Genomic DNA, 24,706 nt, shown 5'->3' with positions numbered 1-24,706 from the left:
ATCCGTCCTCCTATCTATGCAGCCACGCGTGAAGCACGGCAAGCAGGTCTTCCCGATTGACGGGCTTCGAAAGATAGTCCCACGCCCCCGCTTCAATGCAGCGTTCGCGGTCGCCTTTCATCGCTTTCGCCGTCACTGCGATGATGGGAAGGGTTCGCCCAACGGGCCTCTTGCGGATTTCCCTCGTAGTTGTCAGCCCGTCCATCTCCGGCATCATGATGTCCATCAGCACGATGTCGATTTCGGGGTCGCTCTCGACAAGTATTATCGCGTCGTGGCCGTTGTCCGCCCACACATGGCGCATGCCATGATCCTCGAGAATGGTAGCCAGTGCGAAGATATTGCGCATGTCGTCATCGACAATCAACACCTTGCGACCAGCGAGATCCGCATCCGACCGGTGCAGACTGTCGATGAGCTCGCGCGCTTCGTTCGGCAGCCACTTGGGATTGAGGTGCAGCAACGCCACCGTCGAGTCCAGAAGATGGCTAAGATTCGAGGCCGTGTGACTCACGAATCGGTCGCTGGTGCGGACGGACGGCGAATCTGTCTGCGCTGCATACACGATCAGAGGCAGCGGTGAAAACTCGTTGCGGTGCGCGAGCTCCGCTTCGATCTCGCGCGTGCTCGCCTCCAGCAGGGCGGACCCGACGATCACCGCACACGGCTCCTGCTCAGCGAGCGCGCTGAGCAGCTGTTCACGCGTTGAGACGAAACCCAATGCGATGCGATCGCTAGATATCAATCGGGATAACTGCTCGCGCTCGAGCCCTTCGGGCAGCGCGACCAGAACCTTGCGCGGCGCCGCATCGACGTACGCTGCCATCGAGTGCAATGCGACATCCAGCACCTCGCGCGACTGGATCGGTTTGGAAAGAAAGGCGAACGCACCGGCCTGTAGCGCCCGGTCACGCGATTCGTCCGTCGAGATGACGCAGACCGGCATATGTCTCGTCGCCAGATCGTGCTTGAGGCGGGCGAGTACCCGCCAACCGTCCATATCAGGCAGAAACAGATCGAGCGTGATGATGTCCGGCTTAAACTGATCGGCTAAAGTCAACGCTGGTGCGCCGAGCGGCGTGATTAGCCCTTTGAAGTCATGTTCGCGCGCTGCGTCGAGCAGAAAATGTGCAAACGCCAGATCGTTTTCAACGATCAGCAGTACCTTGTCGCCGGGCTTGATGCGTAGGCGATCGTCTTCCGGAGTTTCAGCGAGTTCGCTCGTCTCGCCGATCACGGAACTGACGAACTCCTCGGCCGCCAGCGAATCAGCTTCATGCGCGGCAGTTCTAGCGGCCGCCGGTTCGGCAGCGATCGCGATCGCGTCGTTATCTTCGCCAGGAACGGCAATCTTCCTGCGAGCTACCCAACCTGTTTCCCCCGAGAAGGGCAGGTACAGCGTGAAGGTGCTCCCCTTATTTGGCGAACTGACGAGGCGAATTTCCCCGCCCAACAGCTTGGACAACTCGCGGCTGATGGCAAGACCAAGGCCCGTCCCGCCGTATTTGCGGCTCGTACTGCCGTCGGCCTGCTGGAACGCCTCGAAGATAATCTGCTGCTTGTCGGGCGAAATCCCTATGCCCGTATCCGACACCGAGAACGCTATGACAGGCTGGGCGCGGTTGAGCCCTTCGTTATCGGCACTCCAGCCGCCGAACACCTCCTCAATGGAAAGCGTCACGCGCCCCTGGTGCGTAAACTTGAACGCATTCGACAGCAGGTTCTTCAGGATCTGCTGGAGCCGCTTGAGATCGGTGCGGATCGACGCCGGCAAGCGCACGCCGGCATGGACGACGAAATCGACACTGCGCGCGTCCGCAACGTGTCTGAAGGTGCGCTCCACATAAGAGGTGAGGTCCACAAGCTGGTGTTCGGCAAAATCCATCACAACAGTGCCGGACTCGATCTTCGACAGGTCGAGGATGTCGTTGATCAACATCAGGAGGTCGTTGCCGGACGAGTGAATCGTCCTGGAAAACTCGATCTGCTTGCTCGACAGATTCCCCTCGGGATTCTTGCAGAGCTGGTCGGAAAGAATCAGCAGGCTGTTGAGCGGCGTACGCAACTCATGGGACATGTTTGCGAGGAATTCAGACTTGTACTTCGAGGTCAACGCAAGCTGTTTCGCCTTTTCCTCAAGGGCCTGTCTTGCCTGCTCGACCTCGGTGTTCTTGCGCTCCACTTCCTGGTTCTGGTGCGCGAGCAGCCGTGCCTTTTCCTGCAGTTCCTGATTGGTCTGCTGCAACTCTTCCTGACGGCTTTGCAGTTCGTGCGCCAGTGACTGCGACTGCTTGAGCAAGTCCTCCGTTCGCGTATTGGCCTCAATCGTATTGATGACGATGCCGATGCTTTCGGTCAGCTGATCGAGGAAGGCCTGGTGGGTGGGATTAAAGCGCTCGACCGACGCGAGCTCGATGACGCCCTTGACCTGTCCTTCGAAGACGATCGGCAGCACCAGCACGTTGTGCGGAACGACGCTGATCAACCCGGACTTGATACGGAAACTGTCGGACCCCGAGGGTTCCAGCAGGATCTTGCGGCGCTCGACCGCACATTGCCCGAGCAGCCCTTCGCCCAGTTGCACACGCTTGCCGTGCGACGGCCGTCCGGTCGACGCATAGCTCGCCATCAGACGAAGCGAAGTCGACTCGGATGCTGCGTCGAGCACGAAGAACTCCGCCTGCTGCACGCCGACCACCGGCGCAAGCTCGGACAGGATGAGCTGGCCGACGGCGACGAGATCTTTCTGCCCTTGCAGCATGCGGCTGAACTTGGCGAGATTGGTCTTGAGCCAGTCCTGCTCGGTGTTGACCTGCGTCGTGTCCTTCAGGTTACGGATCATCTCGTTGATCGTATCCTTCAGTGCCGCGACTTCGCCTAGCGCCTCGACCGTAATCGATCGCGTGAGGTCGCCTTGCGTCACGGCGGTGGCCACCTCCGCAATGGCTCGCACTTGGGTGGTCAGATTGGCCGCGAGCTGGTTCACGTTTTCGGTCAGCCCTTTCCACGTACCGGAAGCGCCCGGCACCTTGGCCTGTCCGCCGAGCTTGCCTTCGACGCCGACTTCGCGCGCCACGGTCGTCACCTGGTCGGCAAACGTCGCCAGTGTGTCGGTCATGCTGTTGATCGTGTCCGCGAGCGCTGCGATTTCCCCTTTCGCCTCGACCGTCAGTTTACGCGCCAGATCGCCGTTTGCGACGGCCGTCACCACCTTCGCGATGCCACGCACCTGGCTCGTCAGGTTGCCCGCCATGAAATTGACGTTGTCGGTCAGATCCTTCCAGGTGCCTGCCACCCCCTGAACGTCCGCCTGGCCGCCGAGCTTGCCTTCCGTACCTACTTCCCGGGCCACACGGGTGACCTCGGACGCAAACGAGCGCAACTGATCCACCATCGTGTTGATGGTGTTTTTCAGTTCGAGGATCTCGCCCTTCACGTCCACCGTGATCTTCTTGGACAGGTCCCCCGCGGCGACCGCCTTCGTGACGTCCGCGATGTTGCGTACCTGGCTGGTCAGGTTGCCGGCCATGAAGTTGACGTTGTCGGTCAGGTCCTTCCAGGTTCCCGCCACGCCCTGCACGTCCGCCTGGCCGCCCAGCTTACCCAGCGTGCCGACCTCGCGCGCAACGCGGGTCACTTCCGACGCGAACGAACTGAGCTGGTCGACCATCGTGTTGATGGTGTTCTTCAACTCGAGAATTTCGCCCTTCACGTCCACCGTAATTTTTTTTGAAAGGTCGCCGGCCGCCACGGCTTTCGTCACGTCGGCGATATTGCGGACCTGGCTTGTCAGATTACCCGCCATGAAATTGACGTTGTCGGTCAAATCTTTCCAGGTACCCGCGACCCCTTGCACATCCGCCTGGCCGCCGAGTTTGCCTTCGGTGCCCACCTCGCGCGCGACCCGCGTCACCTCCGACGCAAACGAACGCAACTGGTCCACCATCGTGTTGATGGTGTTCTTGAGCTCGAGGATTTCGCCCTTCACGTCAACGGTGATCTTCTTCGACAGGTCACCGGCGGCCACCGCCGTCGTCACGTCGGCGATGTTGCGCACCTGCGCCGTCAGGTTACTGCCCATCGAATTGACCGAGTCGGTCAAGTCCTTCCAGGTGCCGGCCACACCCTGCACATCCGCCTGGCCGCCGAGCTTGCCCTCTGTACCGACTTCCCGCGCGACACGGGTCACTTCCGATGCGAACGAACTCAGCTGGTCAACCATCGTATTGATGGTGTTCTTCAGTTCAAGGATTTCGCCCTTCACATCGACGGTGATCTTCTTCGACAGGTCGCCGGCGGCCACCGCGGTCGTCACAGCGGCAATGTTACGTACCTGGGCCGTGAGATTGCTGCCCATCGAATTGACTGAATCCGTGAGGTCCTTCCACGTGCCGGCGACGCCCTGCACATCCGCCTGGCCGCCGAGCTTGCCCTCCGTGCCTACCTCTCGTGCGACCCGCGTCACCTCCGACGCAAACGAGCGCAACTGGTCCACCATCGTGTTGATGGTGTTCTTCAACTCGAGAATTTCGCCCTTCACGTCCACCGTGATTTTTTTGGACAGGTCGCCTGCCGCGACCGCGGTCGTGACATCAGCGATGTTGCGCACCTGCGCCGTCAGGTTACTGCCCATTGAATTGACCGAGTCGGTCAGGTCCTTCCATGTGCCGGCCACGCCCTGCACATCGGCCTGCCCGCCAAGCTTGCCCTCTGTACCCACTTCCCGCGCCACCCGTGTCACTTCGGACGCGAACGAGCGCAGCTGATCCACCATCGTATTGATCGTGTTCTTGAGTTCGAGGATTTCGCCCTTCACATCGACGGTGATTTTCTTGGACAGATCGCCCGCAGCCACGGCCTTGGTGACTTCAGCAATATTGCGCACCTGGCTCGTGAGGTTGCCTGCCATGAAGTTGACGTTGTCGGTCAGGTCCTTCCAGGTACCGGCCACGCCCTGCACGTCGGCCTGGCCGCCCAGTTTTCCTTCGGTGCCCACCTCGCGCGCCACCCTTGTCACCTCCGACGCAAAGGAGCGCAACTGGTCCACCATCGTGTTGATCGTATTCTTGAGTTCGAGAATTTCGCCCTTGACGTCCACCGTGATCTTCTTGGACAGGTCGCCCGCCGCTACTGCCTTGGTCACCTCGGCGATGTTCCGGACCTGGCTCGTCAGATTGCCGGCCATCGAATTGACTGAATCGGTCAGGTCCTTCCAGGTACCGGCCACCCCCTGCACGTCGGCCTGCCCACCCAGCTTGCCTTCCGTGCCGACTTCGCGCGCGACCCGCGTGACTTCTGCGGCAAACGTGCCGAGCTGTTCGACCATCGTGTTGATGGTTTTCGCCGTACGAAGGAACTCGCCTTGCAACGCCCTCCCTTCGGCCTCGAGCGCCATGCTCTTGGAGAGGTCGCCCTGCGCGACCGCACCGATCACCCGCGCGACTTCACTGGTCGGGTGAACGAGGTCTGCGATGAGGGAATTGACAGCCTCGATCGACTCGCCCCAGAACCCTCGCGCATAGGGCAATGCCGCGCGCTCTTTCAGACGCCCCTCCTTTCCGACTACCCGGCTTAAGCGGCCGAGTTCTTCTGACATGCGGATGTTCTGCTCGACCACGCCGTTGAAAACATGCGAAAGCTTGCCGTGCATTCCTGTCCAGTCCGGCGGCAGCGACGCGACCTCGCCCTTCTGCAAGGCAGTCAGCGCGGTGAGAATAGCTTTCGTGCACGCGTGCCCGGCTTTCGCGCTTTCAAAGAGAGCATTGATGTGCGATGCGCTGTCGAGCCACATACCCGCAAGCGCTTCAGTGTTAACGGCGGCGTCCAGACTATCGGCCGCCGGTCCGGAAAGACGCTGCGTCATGCGCCCAACGTCCTGCGAAATCCGCGCTGTTTGCACGGCCAACGCGTTAAATTCGGACGCGAGGCTTCCCAGATCTCCAGGCCAGTTATCTGGCAGCCGAAACGACGTATCACCCCGGCGCAGCGCACCTAGAGCGCTGGCGACGAGAGCATATTGCTCGCTGACTTGGCGCGATGATTCGACCGCTACAGTGTCCATGCATTCCTCAACAGTCGTTAAGTAAGCAAATTTTTATTTATGGCGACGTCCGAAAATATTCGATGCTGGGTATGTTATGCCCTTCGCCCCATTACGCGTCACGAACATGTGATTTCGCGCTTTCAATAGCGCCAGGCTATACCGCGGTTTACCAATATTTACCAACACCCTCGACGCTTTGGCTAGTGCCATAGATGTGGAGCCGTGGCAACTGCTTGCCTGGTAGCGCAAGCCATCCGGTAGCTGATCACATATTGTCGGCTGTCGCATAAAGAAGAAGTCTGGCCCGCACCTCTTCCGTCGCTAATTTGAAGGCTACTGAAGGCGAGATGCCGGATCGGCGTTACCCGCCCGGCTCATAGCTGTTGACTATCCGGGATGGTGCACTGCAACTCGATTTCGGCGTTTGGAGCAGACTTTGTTGCATGCAAACCCGGCCCAGGCCGTTGGTGCAGACTTTGTTGTGCGCCAATAGCACATAATGGAACACAACATAGTTGGTGCTAAGTTTTTCCTTCACCCCGTGATTCCACGTTCATAACTGCATCCCCGTGCGGTTCAAAGTTGGTGTCAATTTTCCAAAGCGCCCGCTTCCAATCGTCTTAAACCACGTAAAGTCGGTGTCAAGCCCGTCAAACGGGCAAAGGCACCGCCTTCTAAAATGGGGCGCGATGCGCTCTCACGCTGCGCCGCACCATTTTACGGCGGCTTTTCCGGCGCAGTATTGCGTGCTTTCAGCGAGGCGAAAACGGCCCCCGCGCTAAGATGATTTCTTCAGCCAAACCTCAAGGCGCATCTTTTGGGCAGGCGAAAGTGTCCTGAGACCTGTCACCTCTGCGAATTGGGCCGATGTTTTGGGACGATTGCTCGCTAAGCGGCTCAGCCAGATGTCAAAGGCCCGGTCCCGAAATCTCACGACCGGCTCACAAAGCTCTTCTCGAAGCGTTGCAATTTCGGGATGGTGCATGCACCCCCGCGAAAATCCTAGGCCCGCAACCTCCGTCAGTTTGGTCCAAGTAACCTGAACTGGTATCTCGAGCGCGAGCAGACTGGCATGCGCTGATTTCAATGAAGCAGTCGCTTTGGCAACCCACTTTGCAGCGATTCGCTTTCCACGACCTTTATCGTCATGTCGTCGATTGAAGGCCTTCAGCCAATCGCCGTCATATATCGACAATTTTAGAAAGACGGCCGGACTGTCCTTAAAAGCTCGAGTCAACCTGCCAACGCTCGGTTGTCTTCGCACGCACGCGCTCCAAGCGCGGCGCAATGAGGAGACCATTTTTTGATGAGACACCGTCTCCGACTTCTGATGCAGCAGCTTGTTTCCCCTAATCAAAGCGCTTGTCTCACCCATACCGAGGCGACGACCGGCTGCGCACAAGCTTAGACCACCGTTCACTAACCGCGAAAACTCGTCGGAGTATCGCTTCCCAAATTTGCGCACCTTCGTTTTCCGGATATTCCCCTCATCGTCGTACCACACTAGCAGACTCCGTGTGCAGGAGCACGTCAGTAGCCGCGCGGAATAAGTGGTCAGACTAGACAGGTAACTCTGTCGGGCGTGTCGCACCGATACGAACGGTGCATGGCAAGCCGAACTACGCAGAGCTCAAACAAAAGTTGCGGCCCCAGGTGCGCCTAGCAATGATGCCATTGCGATAAATAGCTTTATCGCAAGAGCATCATCGCTGACCTAAACTTCCCCATATGAAAACGCCGCCGCCCCGCTCCGGGCGAGGCCGCCCCTCCCCCGGCATCCCGGCCGGGGCCGATGTCACCGACCCCGCTGCGCCTCCCTTCCCTGACCTTGCGTCACTCGCTGCGCTGCGCGCCTGGTACGAGGGTCTCACCGCGCGCGCCGCCGTCACGCACTACCTCCCCCACCTCCGCATCGACGGCCAGTCGTCCCGCAGCCTGATTGGCCGGATCCGCCGCACGGTGGTCACGTTTGCACGTTCCCGGCAGCGCGACGACCTTGCGCAGCTGTTCGACCATGAGACGGCCAGCCGGACCCGGTACGCGACTGCGGTCGTCCACGCGATCGACATCCTGCGTACCGCGCCCATCCCGCAGCCGCGACTGACCGATGACATTTCGAGGTGGCTGGCGCCGCGCGCCGTCCGCGCGCTGCACGCGCAGCACATCCGCACGCTCGCCGAACTGACGCTGCGGGTGCCGCGGCGGCGGCGCTGGTGGCGCAGCATCCCGGGGCTCGGTGTGACCGGCGCCCGGACCATCGAGGCGTTCTTTGCTGCGCACCCGCGCCTTACTGCTCACGCGCGGCAGCTGGTAGAGGCGACGCAGCCCGCGCCGGATGAACAGCAGACCCTGGTCGTCCCATGGGAACACCTCGTCCTGCCGGAAGACCTTGACGGCTCACGCGGCCGCTTCCGTGCTCCGCGTGAAGCCTGCCTGCTGGGCGCCACCAATGATTACGGGGCCATCCAGTCGTGGCTCGCCCTGCATGAGTCGGCCGACACGCAGCGCGCGTACCGCAAGGAAGCCGAGCGGCTGATGCTGTGGGCGATTGTCGAATGGCAGCAGCCGCTGTCATCGCTCACGACCGACGATGCAATCGCCTACCGCGCGTTCCTGCGACGGCCGGCGCCGCGCGGGCGCTGGACCGGACCGCCCTGCTCGCGCCGCTCCGCCGGATGGCGCCCGTTTGCGCACGGCCTGTCGCCCCGCTCGGCGGCGTATGCGCTATCGGTCATCCGCGCGCTGTTCCGCTGGCTCATCGAGCAGTGCTATGTGCTGGCCAATCCGTTTGCCGGCATCCGGGTGCGCGGCGCCAGCAGTCACGGTCCGTTAGACGCAGCCCGCAGTCTCACCGACGCCGAATGGCGGACCGTCCGCGCCCTCGCCGACGGGCTGGAATGGTCAACCGGGTGGTCTGGCTGGAGCGCACCGGCCGCGCAGCGCCTGCGCTTCCTGCTCGATTTCAGCTATGCGACGGGACTGCGCGCGCATGAGCTCGTGAGCGCGACGCTCGGCGACATCGCGACCGATGCGCGCGACGATGCATGGTTGCAGGTGACCGGCAAGGGCGCGGAGCCCGGCAAGGTGGCGCTGCCGCCGCTCGCACGCGAGGCGCTCGACCGTTACCTCATCCAGCGCGGGTTGCCGGTCAGCCGCCGGCGCTGGCGACCGGACATCCCGTTAATCCCGACACTCGGACGCGGCGGTGATCTGCCCGGAAGCCGGCAGGCCGGCATCACCGCGACGCGGCTGCGCCAGGTGCTGCAGCGTTTTTTTGTTCAGGCCGCCACGCTTCTCCAGGAGGATAGTCCCGTCCTCGCCGCGAAGCTGCAACGGGCAAGTCCCCACTGGATGCGCCACTATGTGCCCTTCCTGACTATATCGGGTAATCTGGAAGGGCTCCTTGAACACCTTGGTAGTGTGGGCTGAGCGGCAAATGTGCTCGGCCAATCACCCGATATAGTTTCGCGGTCCTACAAGCTATTCAGGAAGTCGAGAAGCTGGTCTGCGGGCCGGTAGCGCCCTTGCCTGCCGCAGGGCGGAGATGTCTTCGCAAGAGCTTCCTCCTTCATTGCGAGTGTCGCTTCGACATAGATCTGCGTGGTTTCCACCGATTCATGTCCGAGCCACAGCGCAATCACGGAACGACGAACGCCCGCTTGCAGAAGGTCCATAGCCATCGTGTGTCTCAAACAGTGAACGGTGACCCGTTTCTGTTGCAACGACGGGCAAACTCTGGACGCCATTTCGCGATGTTTGTTTAGCAGATACTGCACTCCATGGACAGTGAGGCGTTCTCCCCTTGCGCTGGGAAACAGTAAATCACCGTCACCACGCTGCGGTTCTCGCAGCCACGCTTTCAATACAGCGAGTGTGGATTTGGCGATGGGCGTACAGCGTTCTCGGCGCCCTTTGCCGATCACGCGAACGTGTGCGCCAACTCCGAGAATTAGGTCGTCGCGTTTGAGCCCGGTCATCTCGGAGAGGCGCAAGCCTGTTTGCACGGCGACCAGCATGAAGGCGTGATCACGTCGGCCAGACCAGGTGCGCTGATCCGGCGCAGCGAGCAAGGCATCGACTTCGGGACGCGTCAGGAAGTGCACCAAGGTGCGGGTAAAACGCTTGCTGGGTATGGCGAGTACCCGCTGGATCTGCGCGGAATGCGGTGGTGTCTCGAGCGCCGCGTAACGAAAGAAGGAGTGAATCGCTGTTAGACGCAGATTCCGGCTGCGAACGCTCAAGCCTTGACGCTTCTCCAGGTCGTCCAGAAATGCAACGATCAACGGGGCGTCGATTTCCTCGAAACTCATGCGTGAGGGCTGCTTGTGAAGACGTTGTTGCGCGAACTTCAGAAACTGACGGAATGTATCCCGATACGAACTGATTGTGTGAGGACTCGCCTGGCGCTGCTGCATCAGGCGTTGTATAAAAAAACGCTCCAGAAGCGGAGCAAAGCTGGCGGATTTGTTCATGACCGGTTCTCCCAGTACCGCTCAAGTCGGCGCATCGATTCGCGCATGAGTTCCGGCGAGGCGCTGAGGTACCACTGTGTATCGGCGACATGAGCATGACCAAGGTAGGCCGACAGAATCGGCAGACGGCGCTCGGGATCCTGTCCGGACTGGTACCAGCGTACCAGCGTTCTTGTCGCAAACAGGTGCCTCATGTCATGCAACCGTGGACCGTGACTGTCGGATGTCCCGCGTAAGCCGATCTCCCGTGACAAGGCATAGAACGTTCGACGGACGTCTGCCTGGTCCAGTCTTCTCCCCCCGCTGGAAACGAACAGGTAGGGCGAGACATCCCGACCAGCCCAGTGGCGATCGCGTCGAACAATATAATCAGCGAGCACCTTGCAGGTCGAAGCGTGCAATGGCAAGAGTCTGTCTTTGCCAAACTTGGCACCGCGGATCGTCAATACGCCTTCGGCCAGATCCACATCCCGAAGCTCAAGATTGAGCGCCTCGGAAAGACGCATCCCCGACACGCTTAGCAAACCGAACAGGCAATAAAAGGCCCTCGGGCGCAATGCACCTCGTTCGTAGCGGTATTGCATCTCGAGGGCGGCATGCAATAACCGGCGAACCTCATCGTCAGAGTAAAGATATGGGTGGGCCCGCTTCGGCTGAAACGGCAGCAGGCCTGGGGCCGGAATCTGCGTGCGCCGGTCAGCCGCGCTACGATATCGCGTGAAGTCCCGCACAACACCGAGTCGTCGTGCCCAGGTCGCAGGTTGGACATCGGCTGGTTGTTGAGCCCAGGCAAGAGCCAACGCCTGAGAAATGTAGGGAGCATTGTGCCGCTCCATGAAGGCGGCGAAGTCGAGCAATGCTCGGCCCGGTTCCTTCAACTTGAATCCCAGGCTGCGCCTGAGGTTCAAATAGTCGTGGACGGCTTGCCGAAGCGTGTTCATTGCGCACCTCCCGGCCACGGTACAGCCAGCGTCCGCAGTGCCTCGATGTCGATCTTTGTATAGATCATAGTCGTCTGTGGATCACGATGCCCTAAGATCTCCCCAATCTCGCTCAGCGATGCGCCATGGCGCAGCATGTCGGCAGCCAGTCCGTGGCGAAACTGATGTGCTCCCGTAGTTGGGGCGTCGATGCCAGCGCGCTGGAGCGCGTGCCGAACAATAGAACCGACGCCACATGCTCCGCGAAAGCCGGTGATAGGCGCCTTCGTGCGCAAGAATACCCGGCGGCAGGAACTATGCGGTCGGCCGTACCGCAAATATGCAGCGATCGCCTTGCCGACGTCGGCGTGCAAAGGTAACTCGTTGCGCAGGCCGCATTTACCTCGCACAGTCAAACGTGCCGCGCTCCAGTCGATATCCGTAAGTTCAAGCGACACTACTTCCCCAGAGCGTAGCCCCAACCGTGCGAGCAGCAGCAGGATCGCGTAGTCGCGAAGGCCCATTCCGGTTCGGCGATCGATACTGGACAGCAGTTGCCGTATCTGATCTGGAGCAATCGCCCGAGGGATTGACGGCATCGACCAGTTGGCAACGACCGGAACGAAATCGGCAAGATCCGGCACCATGTCGCCACGATAGCGTGCGTAGCGTAGAAAGGATCGCAAAGCGGTGGTCATGAGCTTCGCACGCTTCAAATGCAGACGTTGGGCCTTACGCTGTACAAATCTAATGACATCGCTCGCACGCAGACGTGACAGATTGACTCGCCCGTCGCCGAAGCAGTCTTGCAGGAAATCTGTGGCGAACGTCGAGTAATACGCAATCGTTGTTTCGGCCAGACCACGCACCTCGCGTAAGTACTGTCCGTACGCCTGGGCATAGAGTTCAGCCGCCGTCCTGCGGCGCGTGGCTGTGCGTTGAGCACGAACGACGCCACTGTGGTGCAGAAACTCGAGGAGATGTCGAAGTGCAGCGCTGTCCCCCCGGCCAGCCCGCACACGTCGAGCTCGATATCGCAAATACTGCGACGCGTGTTCGGAGCATACGCGATGCAATTCCACTCTTGATCGTGCGAGCCACTGGCTAAAGCCGGCAACAATGCGCACCTGATGCCGGAGTGACTGCACGCTTTATCCTTTGGACTCCATAGAGTTCGCGAATGAAACAATGTAGGATGCAAGCGGACCTTCAGGAGGGCGCGAAAGACCGACCCGGTTACAAACGACGTATCTCATGATGGACTCCTTCCCGGACGCCGGGGGCTGTGAAAGGAATCAAGACTATCTCTACTTCGCTTCGCGCAACTGCTGAAAAACAGGGCCAACTCTCAGTTGCAAGACATAGTCCGGAACGGCACATAGTGCCTCCTATGTCTTCGGAGACATAGGAGACACACCCACGCGACCCACGCGCTGGAGCATGGCGTCGAACTGGTCGCGGTGCGCGACAACCTGCGCCATGCATCCATTGCCACGACGTCGACCTATCTGCACGGCGACGATGCCCGGCGTGCGCGCCAGGTCAGCGCGGCCTTCGGGCGAAGTTCCCCGCGCGGTCGTGGTCCCGCAGCGCGACCCTGAAAAAAGGTCAGGCATGAAGCGCTCGTCTCTGTCTGCAGGCCCCGGTAGCCTGCCTCCCCGCAGACGGCAGAGGCTCAGCATCAGGCAGCGCCGCCTCGCGCGGCGTCGGGACGTGCCTGTCGTGGACGTCATGGGCGCGACGGTTGACCGGGGGCATCGTGCAGAAGCCGCCGGTGCACGGGGAAGCCCTGGCGGCGCGCCAGCACCCTCGACGCCAGCGAGGCCCTCGCCTGTCCTGCCGCGTCGGGACATTCATGCGTCCGCTGGCCCGTGCGCGCAGGAACAGGCTCCAGCGTCCCTCCGGAAACCGGCCTGGTGTCTAAAAGCCGTCGCTATAGAAAGGACCACCCTTTCACATTGCGACGCCCTGGAGACCCCATGCGCAAACCTGCTCCTGCCACCCCTACACCCTGCCCGCACGTCGACGACGCGCTGCACCGTGCCATCCAGCTACTTCGCGAACTGGACACGACGCTGGACGAAGGGGTGTCCGCTATCGAACCCGAAGTGCTGGTCTGGATACTGGAACAGCGCGAACCCGCGCTCATCGATGCGGTAAAGGCAAATGGCCAGTCAGGCGAGTTCCTCGAGTGCCTGCGTTTCGTCCAGCGGCTGCGGGCGCGGGCTGAAGGCCGTCACGTCCGGGTACATCTGGATGCCGAAGAGGAAATATCGTGTTCGTTCGACGACTGCGAATGCGGCCGGCCCACGCGTGAAGATTTTGAGCACGTGCTGCGACGGGAGAAGCACCATCGCCGGCACGAATCAGCCCGGCGCGCCGTTCGCGCGCTTCGGCTGGCCATGGCATACGGGGAGCGGTCCGCGCCGCCCGGTCACCCGTTTGCCTGGACCGGGCCGGCGACCGGTCGACGCATTGAAGTACGCGAGCCGTTGCCCTTCATCACACCCGTCAGCAGGCTGTTCGCGCACCGCCCCCACACCGGTTTCATCGCAACGGTCGATGCCCTGCCGCCGGGCCTTTGCAATGCGACCACCAGCCGCCACATGCTGGTCGTGGATGCGTCGCGCCATGATGTCAGTCCATTCGGCAGGCGCTTTGACAGGCGGCACTGGCACTGCGAGACGCGCGTGTTTCGCAATACGGCGTTGCACACGACGCTGGTGCCGTTTTTTGCCCTTGAGTGTGGTGCCGTCCTGCTGCCACTGGATGAACTGTTTGCGCACGCATCCCGGTTCGGCACTGAGCTGCCTGTGCTTTACGTGCGGCCGAAGGGCACATGCCTGGTGGTCTATCCCATTCCGGTTGCGGCACTGCAGAGAAAGCTGGAGAGCGTCACGCCTTCACGCGTCGAACGAACGCTGGACGAGCTCGGTGGCCTCGACCGCTTGCAGGCAACGTCGGCCAGCCCGATGCAACGCCAGACGGGTCAAGCGATGCCGCTGCTGAATCTGCATCTGGCCGACCTGGACGCCGCGCCGGGCACGTCAGACCCGTCGCCGCTTGCCAGCCCCGAGCCGCGTCCTGCCGACGGCTTTACGCCGAACGCCGCTGAAAACATGCTCGATGCTGTCCTGACGGTGTTGCGACAGGACATTACATCGACATGGTTCGTGGTGCCCGAGACCGACAGGAATTCGCGCTGCTTTAACCCGGGCGCGGAGCACGCGCTGTTTTTCACCGGGCGATAAATCCGGTCGAGCAATCGGACACACATACGGCGAACCACGCGTGCCGATGCGCCGTCGATCGCTGTTGTAACCTGACTGCTGCGCCACAGAACGTCCTGCACTGCAAGACAGGCCTCCGGAAAACCATTGCGCATTTTGCATAAAAGAAATTAGCAACAACAGCACGCTCGTGCTTTTTTGCTGCGTTTATCGGTTACCGGGTCAGGAAGTCGTTGACGGTCAGCCACAGCGGCTCGTCCGGCCGCGCAAGTAACTTTCTTTGTGCGACCGCGACGATGCGGTTGCGACCGTTTTCAAATGTCTTGAGTGTGCGTGCCGCGTCGGCGTCAGGCGGTAGCCAGAAGTGTTCTTCGAGTGCGGCACGCGCAACCGCGCCTTCGACGTCGCGGCCGCGGGCCGACAGTTTGAAAACCACAGCGCGCCCGTCCGGCGAGACGGCGGGCGCGCGATCAGGAACTTCCATGACGCACCTCGACGATATCATTCGCAGCCTTTCTATTTGTACTGCGTTGCGCAGCGATAAATCTACCTACATGAACGACTCCCTTTGCGCCAGGTTCTCGAGGTATTGACGAACAGGATGGGCTGCAGCTCTACATTCGGCCTTGTTGCAGCCTGTTTCGCTGCGGGCCCCTATGAAATCCGCTGACTCACGCCTCATTCAGAAGACTTGCTTGTTAGGCTCGGGTAGATTTTCAGGCTTGGTGAGTCCCAGGTCCTACCCGATTTGTCATTACACTCGAATACCGCCGCAACTTTTGACGTTCCATCCCTTGCAACAAAACTGCCCGGCACGCCAGCGAGATCAGCCCGGCCTGACGCTTTCGTAATCCTTCCGGTACGGCCGTTGATGTGCCAGTATCGCCCAGATTATTCGCGCAAGCTTGTTGGCCATCGCCACAATTACGACATTCATCGGGCGTCGCTGTTTCAGCTGGTCTACCCAGGGACCGGGCTCTTTCACGCGATAGATTATGCTTCGCGCGCCGTGAACGAGCAAAGTCCTGAGGTAGGTGTCGCCTCGCTTACTTATCCCCTGTAGCTCTATCTTGCCGCCGGAGCCGGTCTGCCCCGGAACGAGACCGAGCCACGCCGCAAACTCCCGACCGGATTTGAAGGCATTGGCATGTCCCATCGTTGCCACTGCAGCAGTTGCGGTAAGCAGTCCAACGCCTGGAATCGCTGCGATTGCTTTGGCAGCCTGATTGTCCCTCATCCACTCCTGTAACCGCCGCTCTATCTGGCCGATCTGCTGATCCAGGTTATCAAGACCTTTCCATTGGTCACGCAATGTATCGATCAGTATCGCAGGCAGGCGTCCCGAAAGTCTCTCCAGAATTCCCGCAATCGATTTGTCCAAAGCCGCGCGACCCACGGCCATCACTTCACCATATTCGGTCAACAAACCCCGCAGGTTGTTGATCTGCATAGTGCGAAACTTCACCAGTTGCTGACGCATACGATGCAGCGCCAGGACGGCCTGTTGTGCTTCAGTCTTCACGGCGACCGCTTTGCTGTCCATCTGCGTAGCCATCCAGATTGCACGCGCATCGGCCGCGTCGTTTTTATTACGAATGTTGAACGCCTTGACGAACTTCGCCGGCATCAGCTTGACCTCATGGCCCATCTCAATCAGCCGTCGCGCCCAATGCTGAGATCCGCCGCAAGACTCCATGCCAACGAGGCAGGGGCTGCGATTGGCAAAGTATTCGAGAAACGCAGCTCTCTTCAAAGGCTTGTTCACGACCTCACCGGTTTCAGGGTCCACCCAGTGAATCTGCATTACGCTCTTTGCGATGTCCACACCCACGATCGTATGTGTCATGACGGATCCCTTCTATTCGATAGAGTAGGCCAATATGATCGCCGATTCGCAAATCGCGAGGCTATCGCTGAGTATCAGGATACCGCTCGGTCGGGATGCACCGGTGGGCGGGAGTCGTTCATATCATTCAGAAGTTGAAAGCAGCGCAATCATCAATGACGCAACGGTTCAGCCTCACCAGGTATCCGTTACCCGCAAGAGAAGCGTCGAGTGCCAACCCAGAGGAAATTCACGTCGGGCCGCATATATCCGACCGCCGCTAGAGCCGCTTACACTGCAAGGCCGGACAGCCAGAATCAGGTATTCACATGAATTGGCGAACTCGATGTCCCAGCCAGGAACGCCCTGAGCTTTTGCTCAGCGGCAAGCACTTCATGCAGCGGCGCACTCGCGAGTTGTGCATCGTAAAGGGCCAACAGCGCTTCGAAGTCAACGATTGTCTCGGCCGGAAGCTGCCAGTCGCCGGACTCGTGAGCATCCGCCAGAGTGGCTTCGACGGCGCATTCGGCGATCTTGAATTGCTCGGCTGGGCAAGTACCAAATCCGGCACGCTGCAGAAACCAGCTCAGATACACCACGCGCATGAGCTCATTGACCAGGTGTCCGTTGCCGTGACCGCTCCGGAACGCGACTAGCGCGAGGTGATTGGCGAGGGACCGTTCGTTTGCCGACACCCGATCCATCGGCAACAGAAGCGCCTTGGTCAGCGGCTTATGCACTTGGGCACTGCGGGACTTACTTCGTCTGGAGGACACGGGTTCGAAGTTGCAAGGAGCGCTTTGAGAACGGGGAGAATTATAGCTGGACCACTCGCGTCATTTTGGCCGGCATTAGCCGGAAACGCCGAGCAGTATTCCTGACGCTCCGCTGCAAAACACGGACGACGTGGCGAATGCCGATACTTGCGCGGTTCCGGCAATGGCTGGAAGGCAACGTCATCGGTTTGCCAGCTCAGGCGCCGCTCGCGAAGGCGTTCGGCTATGCGTCAGCGCCCGCAGATTCTTGCGGCTGCGTGAGCCATACAGACGCGACGAGAGGACCGTCAGTATTTCGACCAGGTCTTCGGCCAGTTGCTGCTCACGGGAAACGGCCGGCGCTGCATCGAGGACAACGACCTGAACGTCAAAGAATTCGCAGATGCGAAACAGCAGCTCACTGCCAAAGCGCAGCAGCCGATCCTCCGTCACCAGCACCAGCCGCGCGATGCGCCCACGACGGATGTCCTGCAATAGTCGCAGTAGTCCCTTCTTGCGATAGTTCAGGCCGCTGCCTAGGTCGGGCACGACTTCGACGCCCGTGAAGCCGGCATCGACGCAATGCTTTTCCAGTCGCGCGGCCAGCGTCTTCAGTTGTTCGGCCTGGTCATGCGAAGAGACGGGGGCGCAGCAGGCGGTCTTGCAAACGGGTCTGGGCGTGGCACCCAGACCCTAACGTAGTGTGTGATGCAGGTAACGTCGATGTCCGTCAACAGTCCGGCCAGCAGGCGCGAGTCGTCGCGGCCGGCGCCAGCGCCGCAAAGTGCCCACTGCCACGCCAAGCCGGTCTGCCGCTTCGCCAATTGATAAGAGTCGCATACGGTATCTCCAAGAATACCGGGTGTAGAACTCGTTCTTAAACGCAATGTTTAGATTTGCGCAGCTTCAACGCGTACAGCTAGAAACCCTGCGGCACTGGCTGACACCACCGCTGCTCAGGAATATCTTCCGGAAAGTAGTTCTGTCATGCCGCGTACGCGTCCGGTTCGTCATGCGCGTAGCGGCAGTCCTTCTTGCAGCCGAGCTCCTTCATGAGCTGCGGTGGCGCATTGCGCAGGTGCAGCGGCGATCGGGCGTGCACGGTCGGTGCGCACGAATGACAACACCTGATGCCGTGCCATGTTGACGACATTCGACTTCGGCGCGACCGCGAGGTACACAAGGGCTTGCACCAGTGCAAATCCGCCTACGGGTGAGCCAAACCGCTCATAGGCCTCAGCCGCGTTCTCCGCGACCAGCAGCGCTCTTGGGTCCGCGTTACCTACCTCCTCGCTTGCCAACACTATGCGAACGTCGACGACTCCGTCAATCATCCGAGCCATCCAGTACAGGGCCGCATCTGGGTCGAAGCCGCGGGCAGATTTGATAAGCGCCGAAATCTGGTCGTAGAACTCCTCGCCGCCTTAGTCGAAACGCCGGGCGGTCGTTGCGGACGCGGCGATCACGAAGCTACTGGAAACGTGATTTCCTCACGAGTTTCATGCGACCGACGTCAGTTTGGCATGAGAAACGCTCCGAAGCTGTTAATAAATTACTCTAAGTATGCGCATTTGATCGGGATAAGCTTCTGTCGAACGCCAGCCCAGGTTCGCCGATTCAACAGAAAGCCGGATATCGTCCCGGTTGTCCATGATTGCCGTCTTAGCGGGTTCCAGTCCGGTGGGCCGGACTGACGGAACATTATGGGAGTTGTGCAGTCTTCAGTGAGCAAACCGTTGCGTTGCTGAGTATGCGGCAAAGCTTCCGCTGGCCCGGCTAAGGCAGGCGCTTTGCGGAACGCGACGTTTGTCGAACGATTTGCATAACGGTCTTCGCCACGCGCCGAGTCGCCTCAATGCCCCACAAGCACGCGGTTGCGAGCAAAGGCGGACCGACCACGGTCAGCGTCGCCGCCAGCGCGATCTTCAAGATTAGCATCGTCTTTTCCCTTTAAGAATACCGTCCAATTCGCCCCGTCAAGGGACGGCAAGCCGGACTTCGCAGCAACGTTGCACAAAGGCTGTGTTTCGTTCAGGGCCTAGCCCTGGTCCGAGAAGGACATGATGTGCACGCTGATCTCATGCTGATCCCAATACATCTCGTGCAAGCGCCGTTGCATGGCTTGTAGCATCAACTGAGTGGCTCCGCCGATTTCAATCAGTACGCGTGGGCGTGACCCATCGCCGTCAATGCGGGTTATTGCGTCGATTTCGACCTGCGTAGATTTCCGCACAAACGCACGGACGTCTTCGTCGCTCTTGTTCGGCGGCAGATTGCTGATCCACAGTTTCATGTCTTTACACCTCAAGCTGTTCGAGCGTGTGCTGCGCCATCGCGAGATCCTCGTTGGTCGGGACTTCCATGCCGCAACCGTGCCGCCGGCCGCGCATGGTCGACACCCCGCTACTATCTTCACTCCTCGATAACTGAGGATTTGGCCAGCCAGGGAACGTCTGCACAACTCGTTTCCAGGGTGCCGATTTTTGCTACCTGTGTAACGTCAGCGTTGAGAATGTGACGGGACGTTGATCGTCCCGATTTTGAACTCTGATGCCCACAATGAGGAGAGACGGGGAAATAGGCTGCGAGGTTCAAGATATCCTCAATCGGTTGGTTCCGAGTGCCGGGCAATTCATCTACCAACAGTGCCGGTCAGAATGCTATATATGTGTGTCGCGCCGAGAGACCGGTGAGAAGAGCCGCACACGTATTACTCCGGCCGCGACGCTCGGCGTGTTGAAATTCCCAATTTGACGCGCAGAGACGATCCCGCCCATGATCGGATGCAAACCTCAAACCTCACGCTCCTCAAAACGATTGTCGATTACCAGCCGTGCAGATTGAGAGCGTCCGCTCTCCAATGTAAGAAGCAAAACATAGCGACATACAGGCGACCTACGCTGAGCGCAGTCGGTCCACCAACCTTCCACCAACTCTGAGAAGCGAATCGAACGCTTAGATACTAACGCCGAAATTCCCCTGCGATAGCATCGTGACATCACCGGCATGACTCTATCCGCAACTATTAGGTAAAACCGCAATAGCATGCGAAGGCAACCCTCGTCTCACTGTGTCAATAAAAGACGATACCTGGTAGTATGAATTAATAGAGACTACGGGTGATCGCAATGATAGAAGAGATCGATGAATTTGAAGCCTATCTCAACCATTTGACATAGGAGTTAGGACACGCTGACCGCCGCGCCGGCCTTCGCAGCCAAATCACAGATTGCGTTGGGCCAACTGCGCGAAGCGATTGCATCCGGGATTGTGCCGGGTATCGTGCTGGCCGATGCGGGATATGGTGATGAAACGGCCTTTCGGGAAGGGATAAGCGAGCTGGGTTTGTTATACGCCGTGGGGATCCGTCCGGGCACCTCAGTATGGGCACCGGGTACGGCGCCGCTACCGCCCAAGCCGTGGAATGGGCGTGGCAACCCACCTACACTGCTGCGTCGCGCGCCTGGCCACGAACCGCAAGCGGTCAAGGCGCTGGCCATGCAATTGCCCGCGAACGCCTGGCAGACCGTAACCTGGCGAGAAGGCAGCAACGCGGCACTCTCCTCGCGCTTTGCCGCCGTGTGGGTTCGTCCCGCACATCAGGATTATTGGCGCAGTACCCAGCGCGCTGAAGAGTGGCTAATCATCGAATGGCCCGAGGGAGATAAAGAGCCGCTCAAGTACTTTCTCAGTACCGCTCCCGGGGAGGCGACACTTGAACAGCTTGTATTGGTAACCAAGATGCGCTGGCGTATCGAGCGCGACTATCAGGATCTGAAGCAGGAGTTCGGACTGGGTCACTACGAAGGTCGCGGCTGGCGTGGCTTTCACCACCACGCCACACTGAGTATTGCCGCATATGGGTTTCTGATGGCCCAGAGACTCAGGATGGGATCAGGCAGCGGCGATAAAAAAAACTTCATTGAACGCGCGCTGCCTGCGCTTCCCGGGGATTACATCGCACGCGGCAGCCCAGCGCGCACAACGCCACGTTCCTGATTCCATCACGACGTTGCGCATCCTGCTCGGACTACGGCTCACGCAGCGCCTACACCATTCATCGCAGCGATGGCTCGCGCCTGCCGAAGGGAATCGAGAATGTCCGTGGTGTAGAGGTGTTCTAACGGGCGAGCGGCAAGAGCTCGTGCACGCGATTGACGGGATACGACGGCAATTGCTCGAGCGTTCGTTCGAGCCACGCGTAGGGCTCTATACCGTTGCCTAGCGCCGAGTTGTATCGTCTCTATCTTGCTATCGGCAAGATGCTTGATGACCCGAGACGTATTATCGAAATACGTCAACGTGCATCTGGGGATGGCCGTCAACTACATTGGCGAAAACCCGCTCGGGCCGCCGGCACAAGGCACGATCGTTGAACTTCGGCAGACACAGGCGGTGATTCAGGACAGCGCAACTCGACGCCGTTGGGGCGTGCTCTATGCGGCGATCATCCCGGAAACTTCGAGTGCTCAGCCGCACGTCGAACCAACACCGCCGCCGAGAACGCAGCGCGAAGAGTTCTTCATCGGCGACACAGTCGGCTTCACCGACAAGCACCTGAGCGAGCGCGTCGGCATCATCGTTCGGATGAATGTGAAGACCGCCTCGATTGCCGTCAATGACACCGATGGTCACTGGCGTGTTTCCTACGCCTTACTGCAAAAAATCGTCGACATCTAGCCACGGGGAACTATGTAGACGGGTTCCGCTGACGGATACCGTTCGGCGACAAACCTTCCACGGCGACAGAACGTCAGACCACCGTCAGAAACGATGTCGAATGCCAACGGTCAGGTTCGCTTGCGAACTCGCCCCCGCATTAATGTCGGTCGATCCAATCACCGCTTGCGCGCTGCCCATTCCGTTTTGACCGGTCGCGTGGGTGTAGGCAGCCCATGCGTAGAAATCAGTGCGCCTACTGATAAAATAATCGGCAGCTACTGCGAATTGATTATATTTTGCAGAAGAATCTCCACTAGACTTCATATACGTATAGCCTACTTCGGCATTTAGAATGGCCGAAATCTGCCAATTAGCGTAAATAGATCCGTTGTTATATTTCTCGGGGGTAACGAAGGTGGAACGGGAATCTGACTGATACTTCGAGAAACTGTAATAGCCGCCGAATGTGACCGGGCCTGCGGCGTATGCCGCGCCGGCGCGAGCAATGTCTATCGCGCTAGCTGACGCATAGGCGCTGTTGACCGCACTATTAAACAACGTGTCTGAGGTTGTTGTACCGCGGGTCGAAAGTATCGCGTTACCGTTATCTATATGCGTGTAACCGAGCGCGAGGCTCAAATGGTGGACCGTGTACGCCAGCGCGCCAATGTACGACTGCCCCGACCCGCTCGCCCCGGCGACGCCCCCGACTGCATACATTGCCTCAGCCTGCAGGCCCGCCCAGACAGGACTGGCATATTTAATCGAGTTATTGAATCGTGCACTCGCATCGGCATTGTCGACGTCTCCGGGAGACGTGAAGACCCCGTCAAGAAAGTTGTCACCCTGTACGGGCAGCACCAGGTCCGTCGTCGCATCGTATTGGCGACCAACGGTCAAAGTGCCCCACCGGTCCGCTGTCAACCCCACAAAAACTTGCCGGCCGAAAAATCGTCCGCCTTGTTGTATCTGTCCTGTTGTCGGACTAAAGCCGGCCTCCAGGGTAAAGATTGTCTTAAGCCCGCCTCCCAGGTTTTCTGTTCCATTCATTCCCCAACGCGTACCTGATTCGTTTCCGTTGGACATCTTGATCTGCGTGCTATCGCCCCCTGAGTTATGAAGGTAGGTCATACCCGTGTCGATGATTCCGTATAAGGTGACAGAATTTTGAGCTTGAGCAGACATGCTGGAGAAAGCGGCGGCCAGAGAGGCAGCAATTAAGGAAACGCGTTTCATGGCGGAAATCCGTAGTAGGAGGTTAGGTAATACTTCATTTTTCTATTACGGTTACTAATCGTAAACCAGGAAATCTAATTTTTATGGCGAATAATTGATCATGCGGCTCAGGAGGTCCTGCGGCGCTCCGCAATGCTCTCAACTGATATGACTTTCCGTGTCAATCGGGATCGGTTTTCATTTTGCATCCATAGGATGCGTGAATTTCCTGAGGGCGACGTAGCAGTAAGTCTCGACGGTGGATCACACTGATATCCGCGGGTTGGTTACCGCATTACAGAGGTCCGTCTCATGAGCCTGCCGCTTTCTTAAGCCGCAAATCGGGTGGGGCCCGTTGCGAAGTTGAGCCGCGGGTTGCTCGGGTACCGGGCTACGCCGCCTTCAGGAAACTCATCCAGATGTTCGTTAGACGTTCAATGTTCGTGCGCTTACGCTGCCTGTGGAGTCCGCGGTATGGCGAGCGACATGGCCAGCCGGTTGATGTCCCATATGAAACCGGCCAGTTCCCGGGCAACCGCGACCACCGCGATGTTCACGCTCTTGCCGCGTGCTGCCAGTTTGCGAAATCGCCGGCACAGTCGAACCTGGGCATCCCAGGCGCGATCAATGATGGGTTTGGGGATGCGTTCGTGCCGGCGCTGGATCTGCGGGCTCACGCGTGCCGGGTACCGGTAGCTCCAGGCAGCCTCGACCAGCAGCTTTCGGGCGTAGCTATTGCCCGTTTTGGTAATGCTGCCCTGACGACGCCGGTCACCCGAGGAGTGTTCTGACGGTGTCACGCCCAGCCAGGCCATCAACTGGCGTGGATGCTCGAAGCGGCTCAGGTCTCCCAGCTCGGCGAGTATGCCCACCGCGGTGGTGAACTGCACGCCGCGCATCGTCTGCAGCGCCAGTACAGCCGGATAGAACCGCCAGTTGACCACGGCTTCGCGCAACGCCGCTTCAAGACGATCACATTGCGCGAGCCGGTCCTCGATGGTGCGTCGATGCTCCTCAAACGCCAGTTGCTGCCACCCGTTTCCAAACGAGTACTGGCTCAGCCAGTGTCGGTGTGCGGGACCCCAATTAGCGCTGCCGGTATAGCGCACGCCGTGCAGGAGCAGGAACGACTTCAGCCGCTGGCGCGCCTGCTTCAGATCGTCTTTGGCCGCGGCCCACGCACGGGCCAGATCCCTGAACGCCTCGTCTTCGACACCCGGCACGTACACGGCCGACAGGTCACCCGCGCGTAGCGCGCGCACCAGTTTGATCGCGTCACGCCGGTCCGTCTTCACCCGCTCTCCAGGCTTCTTCGGAATCAGCGACGGTGCGCACACCATGCAGTCGAACCCCTTCTGGACAAGCTGTCGGTAAAGGCCGTAACCGCATGGACCGGCCTCGTAGACAACGCGCACATGTCGCCCCTTTGACTGCACGCGTTTGCACAGGTGATCGATATCGGCCTTCGTCGTACCGGTCTTGCCCAGTAGTTCCACCTCGCCCATGCCGATCGCGTAGGCGAGCGTGATCGACTCCTTGTGAACATCCAGTCCAACGTACACCGTGCTATCGTGTTCCATGCTG

The 24,706-nt window shown here is 59.6% G+C and carries 14 protein-coding genes and 4 pseudogenes; 5 read left to right on the top strand and 13 right to left on the bottom strand.

All coding sequences use genetic code 11. The features are described 5' to 3' along the window. Window positions 1-10: 10 nt before the first annotated feature. Window positions 11-5,863: a HAMP domain-containing protein gene (locus AYM40_RS07575; RefSeq protein WP_420488466.1), complete on the bottom strand. Its 5,853-nt coding sequence runs from the start codon at window positions 5,861-5,863 to the stop codon at window positions 11-13. A 1,908-nt stretch (window positions 5,864-7,771) separates the two neighbouring features. Here AYM40_RS07575 and AYM40_RS07565 point away from each other — a divergent pair. Next, window positions 7,772-9,403, top strand: a pseudogene (locus AYM40_RS07565) (phage integrase family protein); the annotation flags it as partial. 113 nt (window positions 9,404-9,516) lie between these two features. Here the strand turns inward: AYM40_RS07565 and AYM40_RS07560 are convergent. The 3 genes from AYM40_RS07560 to AYM40_RS07550 are packed head-to-tail and all read right to left on the bottom strand — an operon-like array spanning window position 9,517 to window position 12,082. Beyond that, window positions 9,517-10,515, bottom strand: a complete 999-nt coding sequence (locus tag AYM40_RS07560) for a site-specific integrase (RefSeq protein ID WP_063495671.1) — start codon at window positions 10,513-10,515, stop codon at window positions 9,517-9,519. Then, on the bottom strand, window positions 10,512-11,456 hold the full coding sequence (locus AYM40_RS07555) for a tyrosine-type recombinase/integrase (protein WP_063495670.1): 945 nt from the start codon (window positions 11,454-11,456) through the stop codon (window positions 10,512-10,514). Before AYM40_RS07555 ends, AYM40_RS07560 begins: the two co-directional genes overlap by 4 nt. Continuing rightward, complete coding sequence (locus AYM40_RS07550) at window positions 11,453-12,082, bottom strand: site-specific integrase (protein ID WP_236720920.1); 630 nt, start codon at window positions 12,080-12,082, stop codon at window positions 11,453-11,455. Before AYM40_RS07550 ends, AYM40_RS07555 begins: the two co-directional genes overlap by 4 nt. A 762-nt stretch (window positions 12,083-12,844) precedes the next feature. Here AYM40_RS07550 and AYM40_RS42100 point away from each other — a divergent pair. Together AYM40_RS42100 and AYM40_RS07545 are read left to right on the top strand one after the other, a co-directional pair. Then, a pseudogene (locus AYM40_RS42100) lies at window positions 12,845-13,036 on the top strand (tyrosine-type recombinase/integrase); the annotation flags it as partial. Window positions 13,037-13,414: 378 nt separating this feature from the next. Next, complete coding sequence (locus tag AYM40_RS07545; RefSeq protein WP_063495669.1) at window positions 13,415-14,686, top strand: hypothetical protein; 1,272 nt, start codon at window positions 13,415-13,417, stop codon at window positions 14,684-14,686. A 193-nt stretch (window positions 14,687-14,879) separates the two neighbouring features. Here the strand turns inward: AYM40_RS07545 and AYM40_RS07540 are convergent, their stop codons facing one another. The 6 genes and pseudogenes from AYM40_RS07540 to AYM40_RS07515 all read right to left on the bottom strand — a co-directional run bounded on the left by AYM40_RS07540 (window position 14,880) and on the right by AYM40_RS07515 (window position 19,538). Then, a complete protein-coding gene (locus tag AYM40_RS07540; RefSeq protein ID WP_063495668.1) occupies window positions 14,880-15,149 on the bottom strand; it encodes a DUF1488 family protein in 270 nt (89 codons plus the stop codon). Between the two features lie 342 nt (window positions 15,150-15,491). Beyond that, window positions 15,492-16,511, bottom strand: coding sequence for an IS110 family transposase (locus AYM40_RS07535; protein WP_063495667.1), 1,020 nt, complete (start codon window positions 16,509-16,511; stop codon window positions 15,492-15,494). A gap of 296 nt (window positions 16,512-16,807) precedes the next feature. Next, window positions 16,808-17,230: a hypothetical protein gene (locus AYM40_RS38205; protein ID WP_236720919.1), complete on the bottom strand. Its 423-nt coding sequence runs from the start codon at window positions 17,228-17,230 to the stop codon at window positions 16,808-16,810. A 216-nt stretch (window positions 17,231-17,446) separates the two neighbouring features. Continuing rightward, window positions 17,447-18,085 (bottom strand): annotated as a pseudogene (locus AYM40_RS42285) (IS607 family transposase). A 170-nt stretch (window positions 18,086-18,255) separates the two neighbouring features. Then, on the bottom strand, window positions 18,256-18,579 hold the full coding sequence (locus tag AYM40_RS43440; RefSeq protein WP_063495665.1) for a hypothetical protein: 324 nt from the start codon (window positions 18,577-18,579) through the stop codon (window positions 18,256-18,258). Window positions 18,580-19,283: 704 nt separating this feature from the next. Further along, complete coding sequence (locus AYM40_RS07515; RefSeq protein WP_063495664.1) at window positions 19,284-19,538, bottom strand: hypothetical protein; 255 nt, start codon at window positions 19,536-19,538, stop codon at window positions 19,284-19,286. Between the two features lie 917 nt (window positions 19,539-20,455). Here AYM40_RS07515 and AYM40_RS07510 point away from each other — a divergent pair. Next, window positions 20,456-21,244 (top strand): annotated as a pseudogene (locus AYM40_RS07510) (IS701 family transposase); the annotation flags it as partial. A gap of 121 nt (window positions 21,245-21,365) precedes the next feature. Here AYM40_RS07510 and AYM40_RS43650 read toward each other — a convergent pair. Beyond that, window positions 21,366-21,458 carry a transposase domain-containing protein gene (locus AYM40_RS43650; protein WP_082855156.1) on the bottom strand — a complete coding sequence of 31 codons (93 nt, stop codon included), beginning with the start codon at window positions 21,456-21,458 and terminating at the stop codon, window positions 21,366-21,368. Between the two features lie 56 nt (window positions 21,459-21,514). On the opposite strand from AYM40_RS43650, the gene AYM40_RS07505 reads away from it, so the two are divergent. Then, window positions 21,515-21,925: a hypothetical protein gene (locus AYM40_RS07505; RefSeq protein WP_236720917.1), complete on the top strand. Its 411-nt coding sequence runs from the start codon at window positions 21,515-21,517 to the stop codon at window positions 21,923-21,925. A gap of 84 nt (window positions 21,926-22,009) precedes the next feature. Here the strand turns inward: AYM40_RS07505 and AYM40_RS07500 are convergent, their stop codons facing one another. Together AYM40_RS07500 and AYM40_RS07495 are read right to left on the bottom strand one after the other, a co-directional pair. Beyond that, window positions 22,010-23,143 (bottom strand): porin, encoded by a 1,134-nt coding sequence (locus AYM40_RS07500; protein ID WP_063495662.1) that lies wholly within the window; start codon window positions 23,141-23,143, stop codon window positions 22,010-22,012. A gap of 428 nt (window positions 23,144-23,571) precedes the next feature. Continuing rightward, window positions 23,572-24,702: an IS110 family transposase gene (locus AYM40_RS07495; RefSeq protein WP_063495570.1), complete on the bottom strand. Its 1,131-nt coding sequence runs from the start codon at window positions 24,700-24,702 to the stop codon at window positions 23,572-23,574. Window positions 24,703-24,706: the final 4 nt, after the last annotated feature.

It is taken from the genome of Paraburkholderia phytofirmans OLGA172 (assembly GCF_001634365.1).
Classification (GTDB): domain Bacteria; phylum Pseudomonadota; class Gammaproteobacteria; order Burkholderiales; family Burkholderiaceae; genus Paraburkholderia.
This window is presented reverse-complemented; position numbering and strand designations above follow the sequence as displayed.